Origin of the sequence: Stutzerimonas stutzeri SDM-LAC, assembly GCF_000235745.1 — a bacterium.
Lineage (GTDB): Bacteria > Pseudomonadota > Gammaproteobacteria > Pseudomonadales > Pseudomonadaceae > Stutzerimonas > Stutzerimonas stutzeri_H.
This window is the reverse complement of sequence record NZ_AGSX01000126.1, coordinates 1-17,063: the sequence shown is the minus strand read 5'-3', so window position 1 is coordinate 17,063 and position 17,063 is coordinate 1. Positions and strand designations below refer to the sequence as shown.

The window sequence follows — 17,063 nt, the reverse complement described above, 5'->3', positions numbered from 1 at the left end:
CTTTTTCGTTATACAACAGAGCTTATTGCGCCTCGGTATCTTTAGCCGGTTCGCCAGCCTCAGCCGCAGCCTCAGCTTCGGGCTCCGTGGTCGGAGCGGCTTCGTTCTCGTCGCCTTTGATGCCCAGCAGCTCAAGATCGAAGACCAGCACCGAGTTGGCCGGGATCAGCGGGCTTGGGCTTTGCTCGCCATAGGCCAGCTCGCTCGGGATGTACAGTTTGTACTTCTCGCCCACATGCATCAGCTGCAGGCCTTCGACCCAACCTGGAATCACACCACCGACAGGCAGATCGATGGGTGTGCCGCGCTTGATCGAGCTATCGAAAACGGTGCCATCGGTCAAACTGCCTTCATAGTGAACGGTGACGATGTCATCCGGACCTGGCTGAGGGCCATCGGCTTCCTTGATCACTTCGTACTGCAGACCGGACTCGGTGGTCTTCACGCCTTCACGCTTGGCGTTTTCTTCGAGAAACTTCTTCCCGGCCGCGACGGCTTCCTTATTCATTTCGACCATGCGCTCTTCGGCGCGGGTCTGCAGATAGGCGAAAGCTTCCATCAGCTCTTCGTCGGTCAGCTTCTGCTCTTTCTTGCCGATGGCATCGTCGATGCCCTGAGCGACAGCATCGGAATCGAGATCAGCCATGCCTTCTTGGGCCAGACTCTTGCCCATGTTCAAGCCGATACCGTAAGAGGCTTTCTGCGCCGGAGTCTCCAGCTTGGCGCTGGTCTCCGAATCACAGCCAGCCAGGACCAAGCCAACCAGGGCTATCGCAGACGCCAAACGTTGAGGTCTCATTCTTTATCCTTATTACGCTTTGAAGGGGTGAAGCTAATCAGTTGCGGGAGCTTAACAGCCGCCTTCGCCGGTAGCTACCGAACCCACCCGGGGACTAGGTAAAGACAATGCAAAGTCAGGAAGTGCCGCACGAAACGCGCGACTCGCTGAATGGGCGTTTTTCGCAGGCATAAAAAAAGCGACCCTAAGGTCGCTTTCTTCGAGTCATCAAGGCGTTCAGTGGTCCTTGATGGCAAATATGGCGCAGCGGACGGGACTCGAACCCGCGACCCCCGGCGTGACAGGCCGGTATTCTAACCGACTGAACTACCGCTGCGCTAAACCTCGAGTGGTGGGTGATGACGGGATCGAACCGCCGACCCTCTGCTTGTAAGGCAGATGCTCTCCCAGCTGAGCTAATCACCCGTTTGCTCTCGAAGTGGGGCGCATTCTAGAGACGGATTCGAACCTTGGCAACCCCCTTTTGAAAAAAAAATTGAAGAACTTACAAAGACTTAGGAAACCCAGTGTTTATGCGCGTTTTTGCGGTTTCCATCGGCATTGCCAGTTTTCAGGGTTGGCCTGCGTTACAGGGAGGGGAATAATGCGCGCTTTGCTTTTACCGGAGTTTCAATAGCCATGTGGTTTCGCAATCTGCTCGTCTACCGTCTCACTCAGAACATCCCTTTCGATGTCGAGACATTTGAAACCGCACTGGCCGCCAAGCCCGCCCGCCCCTGCGCCAGCCAGGAGCTGAGCACCTACGGTTTCGTCGCGCCCTTCGGCAAGGGCGAAGACGCACCGCTGGTACATGCCAGCCAAGGCTTCCTGCTGATTTCCACACGCAAGGAAGAGCGCATCCTGCCCGGCAGCGTGGTCAAGGACGCGCTGAAAGATAAGGTGGACGAGATCGAAAACGAGCAGATGCGCAAGGTTTACAAGAAGGAGCGTGAGCAGCTCAAGGACGACATTATCCAGGCCTTCCTGCCGCGTGCCTTTATTCGCAAGTCCGGCACCTTCGCGGCCATCGCGCCTGAGCAAGGTCTGATTTTGGTCGATGCTTCCAGCCCCAAGCGCGCCGAAGACCTGCTTTCCACGCTGCGTGAAGCCATCGGCTCGCTGCCGGTTCGTCCCCTGACCGTCAAGATCGCCCCCTCGGCGACTATGACAGACTGGGTCAAGACGCAGAAAGCCGCAGATGACTTCTTTGTACTCGACGAATGCGAGCTTCGCGACACGCATGAAGACGGTGGCGTGGTGCGCTGCAAGCGCCAGGACCTGACCAGCGACGAAATCCAGCAACATCTGGAAGTCGGCAAGCAGGTCACCCAGCTGTCACTGGGATGGCAGGACAAGCTGTCCTTCGTGCTCGACGACAAGCTGGTGATCAAACGCCTGCGCTTCGAGGAGTTGCTGCAGGATCAGGCCGAACAGGACGGTGGCGATGACGACCTCGGACAGCAGGACGCCAGCTTCCTGCTGATGATGCTGACCTTCAAAGAGTTTCTTCCCGCACTGTTCGAAGCACTGGGTGGTGAGGAGGTCCCGCAGGGCATCTAAACTGCCTTGCGCGCCGTCAGCCACGCTGACGGCGTTCCCTCCATAACTACAAGGTAAACCCGATGCGCGCCCTCGCCGCCCTCAGCCGCTTTGTCGGCAACACCTTCGCCCTCTGGGTCCTGCTGTTCGCCGTTCTCGCTTTTTTCCAGCCCAGCTGGTTTGTCCCGGCCACTGCCTGGATCGTCCCATTGCTGGGACTGATCATGTTCGGCATGGGGCTGACGCTCAAAGCGACTGATTTCGCCGAGGTTGCACGGCGTCCGCTATGGGTGGCGTTGGGCGTCGGCGCCCAGTTCATGATCATGCCGGCGCTGGCGTGGTTGTTATGTCAGATGCTGGGGCTGCCCGCGGAGATCGCCGTCGGGGTGATTCTGGTTGGCTGCTGTCCGGGCGGTACCGCCTCCAATGTCATCGCCTGGTTCTCACGCGGTGACGTCGCGTTATCAGTGGCGATCACCGCTGTTACTACCCTGCTCGCTCCGTTGGTCACGCCCGCACTGATCTGGTTGCTGGCTTCGGCCTGGTTACCGGTCAACTTCGGCGCGCTGTTCATGTCCATCGTGCAGATCGTACTGCTGCCGATCGCCCTCGGCCTGATCGTTCGGCGCCTGCTGGGTAACCGTGTGCATCAGGTGGTCGAGGTGCTGCCGCTGCTTTCGGTGGTCAGCATCGTGATCATCGTTGCGGCAGTTGTCGCAGCCAGTCAGGCCAAGATCGCGGAATCCGGCCTGCTGATCATGGCGGTGGTGATTCTGCATAACAGCCTTGGGCTCGGCATCGGCTATCTGGTCGGGCGACTGTTCGGCCTGCCATTGGCACAACGCAAAACACTGTCGATTGAAGTCGGCATGCAGAACTCAGGATTGGGTGCCGCCTTGGCCAGCGCGCACTTCTCGCCGCTGGCAGCGGTGCCCAGCGCGCTGTTCAGCGTCTGGCACAACCTCTCCGGCGCGCTGCTGGCAACGGTCTACCGTCGAATGAGAGACGATGACCAACAAGCTCGTTAGCCATTGAAGCGCCAAGGGTCCGGGGCCGCTTGCCCGGACCTGCTGAGTGTGCAAAATAGCGCCTGCTGAGGACGACCTCAGGCTGTACAGACTCACCGGGGACGGCCCCACCCAATCACCGTCCTGTCGAGGTGCGTATGTCCTGGATCATTCTGTTTCTTGCCGGTCTGTTCGAGATCGGCTGGGCCGTTGGCCTGAAGTTCACCGAGGGCTTCACCCGCCCGCTCCCTACCGTTCTAACGATCGCTGCCATGGGGGCCAGCCTGGGTTTACTGGGGCTGGCGATGAGGGAGTTGCCGCTGGGCACCGCCTACGCCGTCTGGACCGGCGTGGGTGCGGTGGGCACCGTAATCGCCGGGATCATTCTGTTCGGTGAATCAATGAGCCTGTTCCGCTTGGGCAGCGTATTGCTCATCTGCATCGGCCTGCTCGGTCTGAAACTCAGCCACTGAGGCGTGGTAAGAACGGCAGCCGGTCAAGCGCCGACTGCCGTGTCATCAGCCGTGCAGCGCAGGCTCGCGATAGTGCCGTGTGCAGGCTTCGCCATCAGCGCGAAACAGATGGCATTTGTCAGTCAGCAGGCCGATAGCGAATGCCTGGCCTTCTGCGACACGATGATTACCATCGCTGGCCACCGCCACCATCGCTTCAACGCCTTCCAGATTCAGGTGCAGCAAGTTGTGATCGCCAAGCCGCTCGGCCACCGCAATCTCGCCGTTGAAGATGAAATCCGCCTGCCCAGGATCGACGAAATGCTCAGGCCGAACACCGAGCGTCAAAGCATCGCCCGGTTTGATCTGACTGCCATCCACCGCTACCCGCATGGCGCTGCCGCCGGGCATCTCGATCTCGACCGAGTCGGCACCCGCACCTAGCGCGCGAACTGGCAGAAAATTCATTTGCGGCGAGCCGATAAAGCCGGCCACGAACTGGTTCGTCGGGTAGTGATAAAGCTCCAGCGGCGGTCCGACCTGAGCGATGCGACCGGCATTGAGCACCACGATCTTGTCAGCCAGGGTCATGGCTTCGACCTGATCATGGGTCACGTAGATCATCGTTGCCTTGAGACGCTGGTGCAGACGCGAGATTTCGATACGCATCTGCACCCGCAGAAAGGCATCAAGGTTCGATAGCGGCTCGTCGAACAGAAACACCTTGGGCTCCCGCACCATGGTGCGGCCAATCGCGACACGCTGACGCTGGCCACCTGAAAGGTCCTTCGGTTTACGTTCGAGCAGCTGATCAAGCTGCAGAATCTTGGCTACCGACTCGACCCGACGTTGGATATCACGCTTGTCGACCTTCGCCAGCTTGAGACCGAACGCCATGTTTTCGGCGACATTCATATGCGGATAGAGCGCGTAGGACTGAAACACCATGCCCACCGAGCGATCCATCGGAGGGAGCTCGTTGACCCGTTCGCCGTCGATCTGCAACTCACCATCAGTGATGTCTTCAAGACCGGCAATCAAACGCAGCAGAGTCGACTTGCCGCAGCCGGACGGACCGACGAACACCACGAACTCACCGTCGGCGATATCCAGATCGATGCCGCGGGTGATGGGCACATCGTCATAGCTCTTGCAGATATTGCGCAGGGTTACGCTAGCCATTCTTATTGTTCTCCTTCAAGCAACCGCCGCGACGACGCGCGGCGGGGTCCGCGGGGTCATCCGAGCCGACGAGCGAATCCGAATCCATGAGCGGGCAAGTGTACGCCGTGACCGTCAAAAACCGCGGTCGCCGAGGGCACATCGAGTCCTTCGACCGGCGCCGACAGGTCGAAGTGCCGCCCGCTATCGCTCATATTGAACAGGCAGACCCAGACCTCGTCATCCAATCGGCGCTCGTACACCAGCAGCGCATCGTCATGGTAGACGGTGCGCATGCTGCCTTCGATCAACAAACGCTGGTCCTGACGCCAGGCGAGGAAGCGGCGATAGATGTTGAGCATCGAGTTCGGTTCCGGCTCCTGAGCGGCCACCGACATCGGCAGATGCCGATCGGCCAGCGGCAACCAAGGCTGCTCGCGGCTGAAACCACCGTTCTGGTCCTGGTCATGCCAGGGCATCGGCGTCCGGCAACCGTCGCGACCCTTGAATTCCGGCCAGAAGCGAATGCCGTACGGATCGACCAGCTGTTCAAACTGCAGCTCGGCTTCATCCAACCCCAGCTCTTCGCCTTGATAGAGGCACACGCTGCCACGCATGGTCAGCAGCATCGCCATGAACATGCGGCCGCGCGCCAGATCCGGCTGATTGGCCAGCGCCCAGCGGCTCATGACCCGCACCACGTCATGATTGCCGATGGACCAGCACGGCCAGCCCTCCACCAGCTCTCGCTCCACGCAATCGATGGTGTGGCGCAGAAAGCCTGGGCTGCACTGCTCGGTCAGCAGATCGAAGGAGTACGCCATGTGCAGCGTATCGCTACCGCGCGTGTACGCGGCCATGGTGCGCAACGAATGATCGCAGCCGATTTCCGCAACGGTGGCACTGCCTGGATAGCGCTCGAGCAACTGGCGAATGCGCCGCAGGAAGTCGAGATTCTCCGGCTGCGTCTTGTCGTACACATGCTTCTGGAAGGCATAGGGGTTGTCGGCGCGCACGCCGATGCTGCCTTCGCGGATGTCATGGTTCGGCGGGTTGTCACGCAGCTCACGGTCATGGAAGTAGAAGTTCGCCGCATCCAGACGGAAGCCGTCAACGCCCAGCTTGAGCCAAAACTCCATATCGTCGAGTAGCTGTTGCTGCACGGCTTCGCAATGAAAGTTGAGATCCGGCTGGCTGGAAAGAAAGTTGTGCAGGTAGTACTGCTTGCGGCGGCTGTCCCACGTCCAGGCCGGACCGCCAAACACCGAAAGCCAGTTGTTCGGGACGGTACCGTCATCCTTCGGATCGGCCCAGACGTACCAGTCGGCCTTGTCGTTGTCGCGGCTGGAACGGCTTTCCTTGAACCAGGCGTGCTGATCCGATGAGTGATTGAGTACCTGATCGATCAGGATGCGAATGCCACGCGCATGAGCCACATCGACGACCTGTTTGAAGTCGTCCAGCGTGCCGAACAGCGGATCTACGCCGCGGTAATCGGACACGTCGTAACCGAAGTCCTTCATCGGAGAGGTGAAGAACGGTGATAGCCAGATGGCGTCGACATTGAGGCTGGCGATGTAGTCGATCTTCTCGACCACACCGAGCAGATCGCCGACCCCGTCGCCATTGCTGTCGAAAAAACTGCGCGGGTAAACCTGATAAATGACGCCGCCGCGCCACCAGTCATTGCGATTCATACAACCGACCTTCGATGTTAGGGGGAACACGCCGCCACTCTAGGTGCGTCAACCCGCCGCAACATCCTCCCGGCCGCGCAATACCGAGGCGTATGGCTCGGGCGTAGAGGCAGCTCATACGGGGGGCGTAGAGCAGCTCGCGGGCAGCGGTGCTGTCATTCGTCATAAAAATGTCGACAAACAAGCGAATCGACACTTATCTGTCACGAGCGGCTTTTAGGATCGATGCAGTTCCAGGACTGATCCGCAGTAGCCGCCGCTCAGCAACCTGCGCAGCCGCCCAGTCAGGAGCGACACGCATCCCAAATCCATGGAGAGATTTAAATGTTCAAGTGCAAGCCCCTCGCAGCCGCCATCATCGCGATTCTGGCCTCTCAGGCTCACGCCGCAGACAACAGCGCAGAACAGGATCAGTCCGGTACCGGCAACATTGTTGAAGTGACCCAGACTGGCGGTCTGGACAACATTTCCTATCAGTCCCAGACCGGGACCGACAACGACGGCATGGTGACCCAGACCGACGCCACCATGTCCGATGCCGTGCAAACCCAGACCGGCGACCTGAACCTAGCGGACATCGTGCAGACCTCGACCGTGCAGAGCGAAGCCATCCAACTGCAAGACGGCGACAACAACGACGCGAGCATCGTACAGAGCGACTCCACCGGCGCCAGCGCTCGCCAGTACCAGGCAGGCAGCTTCAACGTCGCGCTAACCGAGCAGACCGCCGCTGACCTGAGCAACGCCGTTATCGATCAGGACGGCAACGACAACTTTGCCGAGTCCATCCAGACCAATACCGAACTGAGCGTTTCGGAACAACGCCAGATCGGCAATGACAACGTCTCGCTGGTCTGGCAGGAAGGCGGCGCGCGCAACGACGGCATGGTTAATCAGGAGGGCAACGGTAACGATGCGTCCGTCTACCAGATGAACGTCTCTGACTCCGTCGCCACCATCGACCAGATAGGTGATATGCAGGTCGCGTCCGTCACGCAGGAAGGCGCCGAGCACAGCGCAGTGATCGAATCCAAAGGGCTGCAGAACGAAGCCTACATCGACCAGAGCGGCTCTCTGCAAACCGCGTCGATCTACCAGGATGGCACTTCCAACAGCGCTGACATCTTCCAGGTTGGCGACAACAACACCGCCAGTACCGAGCAGACTGGCAACAACAACTACGCGATCGTCGATCAAGACGGCAGCCTGCACACTGCATCGCTGCAGCAGAACGGTCAGTTCAACGAGGCGTATATCACTCAGGAAGGCACCGATCACCTGATCGACTTCGCCCAGGACGGCGCCGATAACCTGCTTACCGTTACCCAAACTGGCAATGGCAACGAGCTGACCGGCTCCAGCTACGGCGACAACAATATTGTGGACGTGGTGCAGAGCGGCGACCTCAACGTGGCCGACATCCAGCAGATCTACGGCTCGAACAACGAAGTCAGCTTGACGCAGACCGGCCAGGACAACCTGGCGCAGGTCATGCAGGGCGGTGTTGGCAACCAGGCGATGCTGATGCAGAGCGGCATGGGCGACTCGGCAATCGTGTCGCAGATGGGCTCGGGCAACATGGCCACCGTGACTCAGCAGTAAGCAGTGCCGGCAGCCGGCCTCGGAGCCGGCTGCCATTCTCACGTCTACTAGCGACTACGGGCCGGATTACCTACGACAGTCGTTCCCGCCGCCACATCCCGAGTCACCACGCTGCCCGCCCCGATAACGGCGTCATTGCCAATGGTTACGCCCGGCAGGATGATCGCGCCGCCGCCAATCCAGACGTTCTCCCCAATCACCACCGGACGGCCGAATTCCAGGCCACTGCGACGCTCTTCCGCGCTTCGAGGATGGTCCGCCGCGTAAATCTGCGTAGCTGGCCCGATCTGCGTCCCCGAACCGATGCGCACGTCGGCCACGTCGAGAATCACGCAGTTGAAGTTGAAGAACACATCGTCGCCGAGGTGAATGTTGTAGCCGTAGTCGCAATGAAACGGCGGCCGGACAACAGCGCCTTCGCCTACGCTTCCTAAAAGCTCTTTCAGCAAGCTACGGCGCACCGCCGGTGTTTCGCCAAGCGCTGCGTTGTAACGCACCATCCAGGCTTTGGCGGCGGCTTGATCGGCCTGCAGCTCGGCGTCGCCGGGCCGGTAGAGTTCGCCGGCGAGCATCTTCTGTTTTTCGGTCATCGGCATGTCAGGCTCCACTGGGAGTGAAAATGACGCATCCAGCCTTGGACCGGCCGGAGGCGCAATCGCTCGCATGTCACCCGTTAGTCGCCCTGGATCTTGCTCAGCAGGCTGCGCGCCAGCTGCACGGCCTCGTTGCGATGGGTGATGTTGAGCTTCTGATACAGACTGCGGATATGCGTCTTGATCGTCGTCGGCGCGACATTCAGGTGTTCGGCGATCTGCTCGTTGGACTGCCCCGCGTGGATCAGGCTCAGCACCTGCCACTCTCGGCGGGTCAGCGGCGAATGGCGGATCAGCTCGGGCACATCCGGTCGGTTGATGATGTCCTGAATCACCGCTTCGTCGAGGGTGATGCGAATCGCTCGGCTGAAGTCGCGCTGCTGTTGCGCCAGCTGTATCAGGCGATCGGCACGCTGGGCTTCGAGTTCATCAAGCCGACGCTCATGCTGCAAGGCCTTGAGCATGGCGATCAGCAGCTTACCGACGCGCAGAAAGCTGCCGATGGCCCCCGTGCTGCTCGCCAGGGTCAAGGCTAGCTGCAGGTTATCCAGCGCCTGCTGACGCTCTTCCCGCAACCAGTGCAGTTGCGCAAGCAAGATGTGGTTGCGGTTCAAGTCCATGATCAAGCCGTGCTGCTCGGCATCGATTTGCAGCTGCCTCAGGATCGGCAGCGCCTTGTCCGGCTGCTTCAGGGAGAGAAAGGCACGCGCATGGTTGCGACCGTTGTACTGGGCGAAGTGATTGAGGCCGCGCTCGAGAGTTGGTGCTGTCAGCAGCCATTGCTGGATCGCGGTCTTGTCCTGGGTGGAGTCCCAGTAGCTGAGCATTGCCGCATGGGCATTGGCGAGCCAGTCGACATGGTAATTGTCATCAGCGAGCATGCTCTGGATCTTGCCTATGTAGTCGGCGCAGGCGCCCTGCTGGCCGCGCGCATGGGCGATCCCGGCGAGCAGCGCGTAACACTGCAGCAGCCAGCGGTCGCCGACGTCTTCAAGTATCTGGATGCCCTGCAGCGCGCACTGCTCGGCGGCATCCAGATGGTGCCACTCAAGCAGCACCTGACCACGCACGCGGTAGATGAACTCCATGATCGGGGTCGCCTGCAGATCGGCCTGTTCGACGTACTGGATCGCCCGTTCCTGCAGCGAATAGGCCTTCTGTAGATAGCCCTGAGCAATGGCGATTTCCGACAACTGCCCGAGGTTCCAGACCACCAGATGCGAGGCGCGAATCTCGCGGGCGCGGCGTTCGGCCTCTTCATACTGCTTCTGCGCCTGCGGCAACAGACCCTGGACGAAATGCGCCTCGGCCAGGCCCGAGAGGGCTGCGACCTTCGAGGTGCGCATGATCAACGGCTCACGTACCAAGGCTTCCCGTGCCAGGGCGATTGCCTGCTCTTCATCACCACGGTTCATCGCGACCTGCGCGCGAACGGCGTTGAATTCGCCGACGATGCGCGCCCAGTCTTCTTCCGAGCAGCTGTGCTGCAGGGCCTGTTCACCGGCCTTGAACCAGCGCTCGACCTGATCGAACTGGTAGGAATTCTGCGATACCCAGGCCTGCAGCAGGGTCAACAGCGGCGAGCCGGCGATAACCGCCTCCGGCAGCGTTTCCAGGCATTGCTGCAGCAGCTCAAGCCGACCCTGACGGTAGAACTGCCGGCCGTGGCGCTCCAGCACCTCGCCGACGCGGGTCGGGCAACCGGCCTGTACCGCATGTCGCGCGGCCTCTTCCGGCAGGTTTTCCGCCATCAGCGCTTCGGCCGCACGCAGGTGCAGATCGGATAGCCGCTGAGGCTGATGGGTGCGCAGTTCGCCCAGTAGAAAGGTGGCGAACAATGGGTGGTAGGCATACCACTGACGAAGCCCATCCAGCGATTGCAGAAAGAGCCCGTTACGTTCCAATTGCTCAAGCATCCCGCGAGCATTGCTACCTAGGGTCAGTCGGTCGGCAAGCGCTGCGTTGAAACGATCCAGCAGACAGGTCGCCTGGAGGAAATCGAGCGTGCTTGCGCCGAGGTTGGCTACCACCTGCTCACGCATGTAATCGCGGATATAGGGATGGCCGAGCTGAATCTTTTCCAGAAACAGGTCCATCCCCCGGCCCGTCTGCACCTCCTGCAATACCAGCTGCAAGGCGCACGGCCAGCCACCGATACGCCGGTTCAAACGCTCGACTTGCTCGCGGTTGATCGATACCGGCAGGCCCAGATCCAGCAGTGCCTGAACTTCGTCGGTTTCGAAGGCCAGGTGCTGAGCGTCAACGGTAAGTAATTGATGCTTGACCCGTAGGTCCGCCACCCCCAGTTCCGGCAGGCCGCGACTGCAGACCAGCAGCGTCATCCAGCCCGGCATGTTGCGCAGGAAGAAGCGCAGCGCAGCGATGACTTCGGCGGTGTACAGCGTTTCGAAATCATCCAGTACCAGCAGCAGCGGTTCGTGCTCGCCCGGCAATTCGGCCAGCAGATGCGTCAGCAGCGTATCGAAAGCCTCCCGGCCCTGGCCGGCCAGCAACAGACTGCGGGGGCACCCATGCTCCAACTGAGCGTCGAGGGCGTGAAGCAGATAGCGGCCGAGCTGCAGCGGATCATTATCACCCGGATGCAGCTGCAACCAGGCGACACGGCCGTCGAACGCCCTTGCCCACTGGCACGCCAGGGTCGTCTTGCCGAAACCGCTCGGTGCGTGCAGCACAGCCAGCCGCACCTCGCCAAGCCGCTGAAACCACTCATCAAGGCGAGGCCGCGCCAACAGACCGCGCGGCAACAGCGGCATGTTCAGTTTCGCCGGTATCAGCGGCAAGGGTGCAGGTAGTGCGGCGTTCATGGTTATCTCCCGTTGTTCGTTCCCTGTTCGGGTGTCGTGACGCATCGAGCTGTCCTGGGTCGATTACCCCTTTACCCCTCCGGCTGTGAGCCCACCGACGATCCACTTCTGGCAATACAGGAACACCGCGGTGATCGGCAGGCCGGAGAGCACCGCCGCGGCAGCGAAGTCGCCCCAGAGGTAGTTCTGGTCGTAGAGGTACTGTTGCGCACCGACGGACAAGGTGAGCTTGTCTACATCCATCAACAGCACTGATGCAATGGGGTACTCAGTGACACTGGTGATAAAGGCGAGGATGAACACCACCGCCAGTATCGGCACGCTCATGGGCAGCAAGATGTGCACGAAGGCCTGCCAGGTGGTGGCGCCATCGACGATGGCTGCTTCTTCCAGTGAGCCGTCGATGCTTTCGAAGTAGCCCTTGATGGTCCAGATATGCAGCGCCATGCCACCCAGCGAGGCGATGATCACGGCGCCGTGCGTATTCACGCCCAACCAGCTGACATGCTCGCCGAGCTGATCGAACAAAGCGTAGATCGCCACCAACGTCAGCACCGGCGGGAACATCTGGAAGATCAGCATGCCTTTGAGAATCGGACTCTTGCCGCCGAAGCGCAGCCGCGCAAATGCATAGGCGCTGGTGGTCGACAGCATGAGGATCAGCAGCGAGCTGATCAGCGCGATCTTCATCGAGTTCCACAGCCAGGTCAGCACCGGGAACGGCGGATTGCTGATCTCGCCGTTGTCGTGGACGTAGGGGATGCCCAGCGCCAGCGACCAGTGCTCCAGCGTCGGGTTATCCGGCAGCAGACTGCCGGTAGCGAAGTTGCCTTCCCGGAAGGAAATCGACACCACCATCAGCAGCGGAAACACGATCAGCGCGACGAAGGCGAGCAGCCCGGCGTGAGTGAGCCAGACGCGGTATTTGACGGATTTCGGTTGAACCATGGCCATGTGCGTAATCCTCAGACCTTGACCTTGGAAAGCTTCAGGTTCAGCCAGGCCATGGCGCCGACGACGATGAAGATCAGCGTGGCGATGGCGGCAGCCAGGGCGAAGTTCTGCCCCGAATCCTGGAAGGCGATGCGGTAGGTGTAGCTGACCAGCAGATCGGTGGTGCCCGCCGGGGTGGTAGTGCCGAGGATGTCCGGCCCGCCGCGGGTCAGCAGGGTGATCAGCACGAAGTTGTTGAAGTTGAATGCGAAGCTTGCGATCAGCAGCGGCGCCAGTGGCTTGATCAACAGCGGCAGCGTGATCTTCAACAGGTTGTCGACTGGCGTCGCACCGTCCATTGCCGAGGCCTCATAGAGATCGCGCGGAATCGCCTGCAGCAGGCCCATGCAGAGCAACAACATGTAGGGATAACCGAGCCAGGTGTTGACCATCAGGATCATGCTGCGCGCCAGGGTCGGATCGCTGAACCAGTCCGGCCGCACCCCGAACAGGCTGTCGAGCATCAGGTTGATCTCGCCGAAGCTCTGGTTGAACAGGCCCTTGAACACGAGGATCGAGATGAACGCCGGCACCGCGTACGGCAGAATCAACATCAGCCGGTAGAACGCCTTGCCGCGCACCATCTCCCACTGCAGCAGACTGGCCAGTACCAGGCCGACAGCAAGCGTGAAGACCACCGTCAGCGCGGCGAAGCACACCGTCCAGACAAAGATCTGCAGAAACGGCCCGCGAATCTTCGGATCGGTCAGCACCTTGGCGAAATTGCTCCAGCCGGCATAGACCGTGTAACCCGGTGCGACCTTCTGCCCTTCGGCATCGACATAGAAGCCGATCTCATCGTTGGCCGTAAGGCGCTCCCCGGTCTGGTTATTGACCAGCGAGCCGTCATCGCGCAACCGGTACAGCGGCTTCACCGCGGCGACTTCACGCAGTCCATAAAGGCGCAGCAGCTGACCTTCATGGCCGCGCATGACCCACTGTTCCAGTTGCTTGCGCTGGCGGATCACATCACGCAGCGGCAAGGCCGCACCCAGGTTTTCGACCTCGGCCTCCCGGCTCATGCCAAGCGGCTCGCCTGCAACCGGCTCACCGGCCAGCGGAGCGGAAACCCAGACGCCCTGCTCGCCTCGGTCGACCCGCAGGCGCATTTCACCCGCTTCGTTCTGGTGCAGGCTGAAACCGAAGCGTTCGCCTGCAAGGTAGGTCTGATTGAGGTGGTAGCGCTGCGTCTGCTCGAAGCTCAGCAGATTGGTGCCGCTGTAGTTGGTGAAGCCGATGCCCACTGTGTAGAGCAGCGGGAAGATCACGAACACCAGCATCCCCGCTACCGCCGGGAAGATGTAACGGTGGGCGTAGGCTCGGCGGTTGATGAACACGAAACTGGCGATTCCGGCGAGCACCAACCCAAGCAGAGCAAACACGGTTTGCCCCTGCGCATAGAGCGCGATGACCAGGTACAGGGCAAAGGCGTTGCACAGCAGCCAAAGGCCCCAACGCATCGCCGCTGGCAGCTTGGGTATCGACAGTTTCGGCACGGCGCGGCCGGGCATTTGGGCAGGAACATTCACGGCGGACATCGGAATCTGGGCCTCAGGGCGCGCAGCCGAAGACGCAGGCGTCTCCAACTGCGGCTGCGGGTTGTGGTTATTTGACGATGCGTTTCGCGGCGTCATCCAGGGCGGCATCCACAGTTTGGCGACCGGAGGTGATGTTCGTCAGGGCAGGTTCCATGGCCGACCAGAACACGCCCATCTGCGGAATGTTTGGCATCGGACGGCCCTGCTGAGCACTCTCGAACGTCGCTTTGATCATCGGATCGTCGGACAACTCGGCCATGAATTCCTTGTTCACCACCGCACCCAGCGGCACGTCGGCATTCACGGTTTTGAGGCCTTCCACTTCCAGCAGGTAGTTTTCGAGAAACTCGACGGCGAGCGCCTGGTTCGGACTGGCTGCGTTGAGCGTCGCGGCCATCACACCGGAGAACGGCTTGCTCGGGCTGTCGCCCACCGCCGGGATCGGCGCCACGCCAAAGTCGATGCCGCTCTTCTTGATGTTCGACCAGGCCCATGGCCCGCTGATGAACATCGCCGAGTCGCCTTTGTTGAAGGCGGCCTCTGCGGCGCTGTAGTCGGCACCCTTGGGCATCACGCCCTCGTCGATCAAACGCTTGAGTACCGCTGCGCCCTGCTTGGCGCCCTCGTTGTTGACGCCGGTTTTGCTCACGTCATAGCCCGAGCCAGTATCTTCAAAGGCGTAACCGCCGTTGGCGGCCAGCAAGGCCCAGGTGAAGTAGGTGTTGTTGTAATCCCAGAGGATTGCACGCTTGCCGTCGGCAGCGAGATCCTTGTTCATCGCCATTACTTCTTCGAAGGTCTTCGGCGGGGTCGAGACCAGGGCCTTGTTGTAGATCAGCGCCGGCGCTTCGACCGCCATTGGATAGCCCCACAGCTTGCCGTTGTAGCTGACGGCGTCCCAGGCGAAGTCGGAGATTTCCTGCTTGGTTTCGGCGCTGGGTGTGATGGGTGTAATCAGGCCGCTCTGGGCCCACTCACCGAGGCGGTCATGCGCCCAGATGAAAATGTCCGGGCCATTGCCGGTTGCCGCGGCTTGCTGGAATTTGTCCGTGGCGGCATCGGGATGCGCCACCTCGACGGGAATGCCGGTTTCCTCGGTGAACTTCTTGCCCACCTCGGCCAGTCCCTTATGGCCTTTGTCGCCATTTATCCAGACGACCAGCTTGCCTTCTTCAATGGCGGCCTGGACGGACAGCGGCAGGCTCAGGGTTGCGGAGAGACCGATTGCGGCCGCTGCAAACAGCTTTTTATTCATCTAGGTAGTTCCTCGTGGCTTCTTATTTTTGATCCACAACGTTCTGCATGCCGCCTGGCGGTGTTGCAGTGCATCCATACTCGCCCTGCCTGTGAGCTAAAACATCCTCCCCCGAAGGGGGATGAGGGGCGTAGAAGCAGGGCGTAGTTTTGCATTCGCACCGCACTCGTAGAGCCGTCGAATCGGCCTTTCTCAGCCTGCACGACTCGGCGAAAACAGGCTTGAATAGCGCCTCTTCCCCGCCAAGCCGGAGCCGGACATGCGTCCTCTGCCGCCCCTTAGTCCATCTATCCTAGCCCTTTGTTTCGGACTGCTCGCACCCGTTATACAAGCGGAACCGCAAGTCCCTATCAGACTGAACGGTCAGCCTCTGCAACCGGCCTGGGAAACGCTAGCCGAGGATCGCTTCGCGGCGGAGCTGGAGCTAACCACAGGCGCCCTCGAACTGGGTACTGGCGAGACCGAACAGAAGCCGCTCAAGCCGTTTCAACGCCACGCGCTGAACGCTGGTGATCGCTTCGATTTCGATGTAGTGAAACCGGGGCGCTACCGCCTGCTGGTGCAAACCGGCAATGACGCCCACCTGCGGCTGTTACCCATGCGCCAATCGCAGGAGCCGGTCGAGCAGGCCTGCCAACCATGGAATGGCGAAGCCGTACAGGTTCCGGTCGCCGGTGTGTTCGAGAACGGCCAGCGATTGCGCGACGCCTACAGCGGCGACACGGCCACCGTGCGGAACGGCAAGGTCGAACTGACCCCGGCCGCCGGCAGCAACGGTTTGCTGTTGATCGAGGCAATTGATTCGCCATCGGAGCAGCCACGCGACTGGCGCAACGCGACCGTCTATTTCGCGCTGACCGACCGCTTCGCCAACGGCGACCCGAACAACGACCGCAGCTATGGCCGCGAGCCCGACGGCGCGCAGGAGATTGGCACCTTTCATGGCGGCGATCTCAAAGGCCTGACCGGCAAGCTCGACTACCTGGCCAAGCTGGGCGTGGACGCGCTGTGGATCAGCGCGCCCTATGAACAGATACACGGCTGGGTCGGTGGCGGCGAGAAAGGTGACTTTCGCCATTACGCCTACCACGGCTATTACGCATTGGATTACACCCAGCTGGACGCCAACATGGGCACCGAAGCCGACCTGCGCGAGCTGATCAGGGAGGCACATGCGCGCGGCATCCGCGTGTTGTTCGACGTCGTGCTCAACCATGCCGGCTATTCCACCCTGGCGGACATGCAGCAGCATGGCTTTGGCGGCCTGCGAGACGGAATGGCGCAGTACCTGCCCGAACGCTGGACCACTTGGCAGCCGGAGCCCTACGAGAATCTGCACGCCTACCACAACCTGATCGATTACGATTATCCAGCGTGGTCCCGCTGGTGGGGCAAAGACTGGGTGCGCGCAGGGGTTGCCGACTATCCAGTGCCGCCCAGCGTTCTGGTGGACCCGCTGAAAGGGTCGCTGGCGTTCTTGCCTGACTTTCGCACCGAGTCAGAAACGCCGGTTCGCCTGCCTGAATTTCTTCGTCACAAACAACCCACCCGTGCCGTCGAGCGTGACGGCTACCGTGTGCGTGACTACCTCAACGAATGGCTGACGACCTGGGTGCGCGAATT

Annotated in this window: 13 protein-coding genes and 2 tRNA genes; 5 read left to right on the top strand and 10 right to left on the bottom strand. The window is 60.8% G+C overall.

All coding sequences use genetic code 11. The annotated features are described in order from the left end of the window. Window positions 1-22: 22 nt before the first annotated feature. The 3 genes from PSTU_RS0113255 to PSTU_RS0113245 form a co-directional block, all read right to left on the bottom strand. Window positions 23-799 (bottom strand): FKBP-type peptidyl-prolyl cis-trans isomerase, encoded by a 777-nt coding sequence (locus PSTU_RS0113255; protein WP_019341513.1) that lies wholly within the window; start codon window positions 797-799, stop codon window positions 23-25. A gap of 239 nt (window positions 800-1,038) precedes the next feature. After that, a tRNA-Asp gene (locus PSTU_RS0113250) sits at window positions 1,039-1,115 on the bottom strand. Window positions 1,116-1,128: 13 nt separating this feature from the next. After that, a tRNA-Val gene (locus PSTU_RS0113245) sits at window positions 1,129-1,204 on the bottom strand. A 213-nt stretch (window positions 1,205-1,417) separates the two neighbouring features. On the opposite strand from PSTU_RS0113245, the gene rdgC reads away from it, so the two are divergent. The 3 genes from rdgC (at window position 1,418) to sugE (ending at window position 3,797) form a co-directional block, all read left to right on the top strand. Beyond that, complete coding sequence (gene rdgC / locus PSTU_RS0113240) at window positions 1,418-2,338, top strand: recombination-associated protein RdgC (protein WP_019341512.1); 921 nt, start codon at window positions 1,418-1,420, stop codon at window positions 2,336-2,338. 62 nt (window positions 2,339-2,400) lie between these two features. Continuing rightward, entirely contained in the window at window positions 2,401-3,345 is a 945-nt protein-coding gene (locus tag PSTU_RS0113235) for a bile acid:sodium symporter family protein (protein WP_019341511.1), read from the top strand. A 137-nt stretch (window positions 3,346-3,482) separates the two neighbouring features. Further along, window positions 3,483-3,797: a quaternary ammonium compound efflux SMR transporter SugE gene (sugE, locus tag PSTU_RS0113230; protein ID WP_019341510.1), complete on the top strand. Its 315-nt coding sequence runs from the start codon at window positions 3,483-3,485 to the stop codon at window positions 3,795-3,797. Window positions 3,798-3,842: 45 nt separating this feature from the next. Here sugE and malK read toward each other — a convergent pair whose 3' ends face one another. Both malK and PSTU_RS0113220 read right to left on the bottom strand, forming a co-directional pair. After that, the gene (gene malK / locus PSTU_RS0113225; protein ID WP_019341509.1) at window positions 3,843-4,958 is read right to left on the bottom strand and encodes a maltose/maltodextrin ABC transporter ATP-binding protein MalK; all 1,116 of its coding nucleotides are present in this window, start codon (window positions 4,956-4,958) and stop codon (window positions 3,843-3,845) included. Window positions 4,959-5,014: 56 nt separating this feature from the next. Further along, window positions 5,015-6,634, bottom strand: a complete 1,620-nt coding sequence (locus tag PSTU_RS0113220) for an alpha-glucosidase family protein (RefSeq protein ID WP_019341508.1) — start codon at window positions 6,632-6,634, stop codon at window positions 5,015-5,017. A 324-nt stretch (window positions 6,635-6,958) separates the two neighbouring features. Between PSTU_RS0113220 and PSTU_RS0113215 the strand changes: the two genes are divergently transcribed. Next, the gene (locus PSTU_RS0113215; protein ID WP_019341507.1) at window positions 6,959-8,236 is read left to right on the top strand and encodes a hypothetical protein; all 1,278 of its coding nucleotides are present in this window, start codon (window positions 6,959-6,961) and stop codon (window positions 8,234-8,236) included. Window positions 8,237-8,283: 47 nt separating this feature from the next. Here PSTU_RS0113215 and PSTU_RS0113210 read toward each other — a convergent pair whose 3' ends face one another. From PSTU_RS0113210 to malE, 5 genes are all read right to left on the bottom strand, one after another. Next, window positions 8,284-8,832 (bottom strand): sugar O-acetyltransferase, encoded by a 549-nt coding sequence (locus PSTU_RS0113210; protein WP_019341506.1) that lies wholly within the window; start codon window positions 8,830-8,832, stop codon window positions 8,284-8,286. A gap of 77 nt (window positions 8,833-8,909) precedes the next feature. Continuing rightward, the gene (malT, locus tag PSTU_RS0113205) at window positions 8,910-11,654 is read right to left on the bottom strand and encodes an HTH-type transcriptional regulator MalT (protein WP_019341505.1); all 2,745 of its coding nucleotides are present in this window, start codon (window positions 11,652-11,654) and stop codon (window positions 8,910-8,912) included. Between the two features lie 63 nt (window positions 11,655-11,717). Then, on the bottom strand, window positions 11,718-12,608 hold the full coding sequence (gene malG, locus PSTU_RS0113200; protein ID WP_019341504.1) for a maltose ABC transporter permease MalG: 891 nt from the start codon (window positions 12,606-12,608) through the stop codon (window positions 11,718-11,720). Between the two features lie 11 nt (window positions 12,609-12,619). Beyond that, on the bottom strand, window positions 12,620-14,158 hold the full coding sequence (gene malF, locus PSTU_RS0113195; RefSeq protein WP_237709870.1) for a maltose ABC transporter permease MalF: 1,539 nt from the start codon (window positions 14,156-14,158) through the stop codon (window positions 12,620-12,622). 94 nt (window positions 14,159-14,252) lie between these two features. Then, complete coding sequence (gene malE / locus PSTU_RS0113190; protein WP_019341502.1) at window positions 14,253-15,440, bottom strand: maltose/maltodextrin ABC transporter substrate-binding protein MalE; 1,188 nt, start codon at window positions 15,438-15,440, stop codon at window positions 14,253-14,255. A gap of 259 nt (window positions 15,441-15,699) precedes the next feature. Here malE and PSTU_RS0113185 point away from each other — a divergent pair. Beyond that, on the top strand, window positions 15,700-17,063 hold a 1,364-nt coding region (locus PSTU_RS0113185; RefSeq protein ID WP_019341501.1), incomplete at its 3' end, for an alpha-amylase family glycosyl hydrolase.

Excerpts from the sequence above, each read along its gene's own strand:
- PSTU_RS0113255 (WP_019341513.1), bottom strand. The coding sequence starts at position 799 with ATGAGACCTCAACGTTTGGCGTCTGCGATAGCCCTGGTTGGCTTGGTC.
- rdgC (WP_019341512.1), top strand. The coding sequence starts at position 1,418 with ATGTGGTTTCGCAATCTGCTCGTCTACCGTCTCACTCAGAACATCCCT.
- PSTU_RS0113235 (WP_019341511.1), top strand. The coding sequence starts at position 2,401 with ATGCGCGCCCTCGCCGCCCTCAGCCGCTTTGTCGGCAACACCTTCGCC.
- sugE (WP_019341510.1), top strand. The coding sequence starts at position 3,483 with ATGTCCTGGATCATTCTGTTTCTTGCCGGTCTGTTCGAGATCGGCTGG.
- malK (WP_019341509.1), bottom strand. The coding sequence starts at position 4,958 with ATGGCTAGCGTAACCCTGCGCAATATCTGCAAGAGCTATGACGATGTG.
- PSTU_RS0113220 (WP_019341508.1), bottom strand. The coding sequence starts at position 6,634 with ATGAATCGCAATGACTGGTGGCGCGGCGGCGTCATTTATCAGGTTTAC.
- PSTU_RS0113215 (WP_019341507.1), top strand. The coding sequence starts at position 6,959 with ATGTTCAAGTGCAAGCCCCTCGCAGCCGCCATCATCGCGATTCTGGCC.
- PSTU_RS0113210 (WP_019341506.1), bottom strand. The coding sequence starts at position 8,832 with ATGCCGATGACCGAAAAACAGAAGATGCTCGCCGGCGAACTCTACCGG.
- malT (WP_019341505.1), bottom strand. The coding sequence starts at position 11,654 with ATGAACGCCGCACTACCTGCACCCTTGCCGCTGATACCGGCGAAACTG.
- malG (WP_019341504.1), bottom strand. The coding sequence starts at position 12,608 with ATGGCCATGGTTCAACCGAAATCCGTCAAATACCGCGTCTGGCTCACT.
- malF (WP_237709870.1), bottom strand. The coding sequence starts at position 14,158 with ATGCCCGGCCGCGCCGTGCCGAAACTGTCGATACCCAAGCTGCCAGCG.
- malE (WP_019341502.1), bottom strand. The coding sequence starts at position 15,440 with ATGAATAAAAAGCTGTTTGCAGCGGCCGCAATCGGTCTCTCCGCAACC.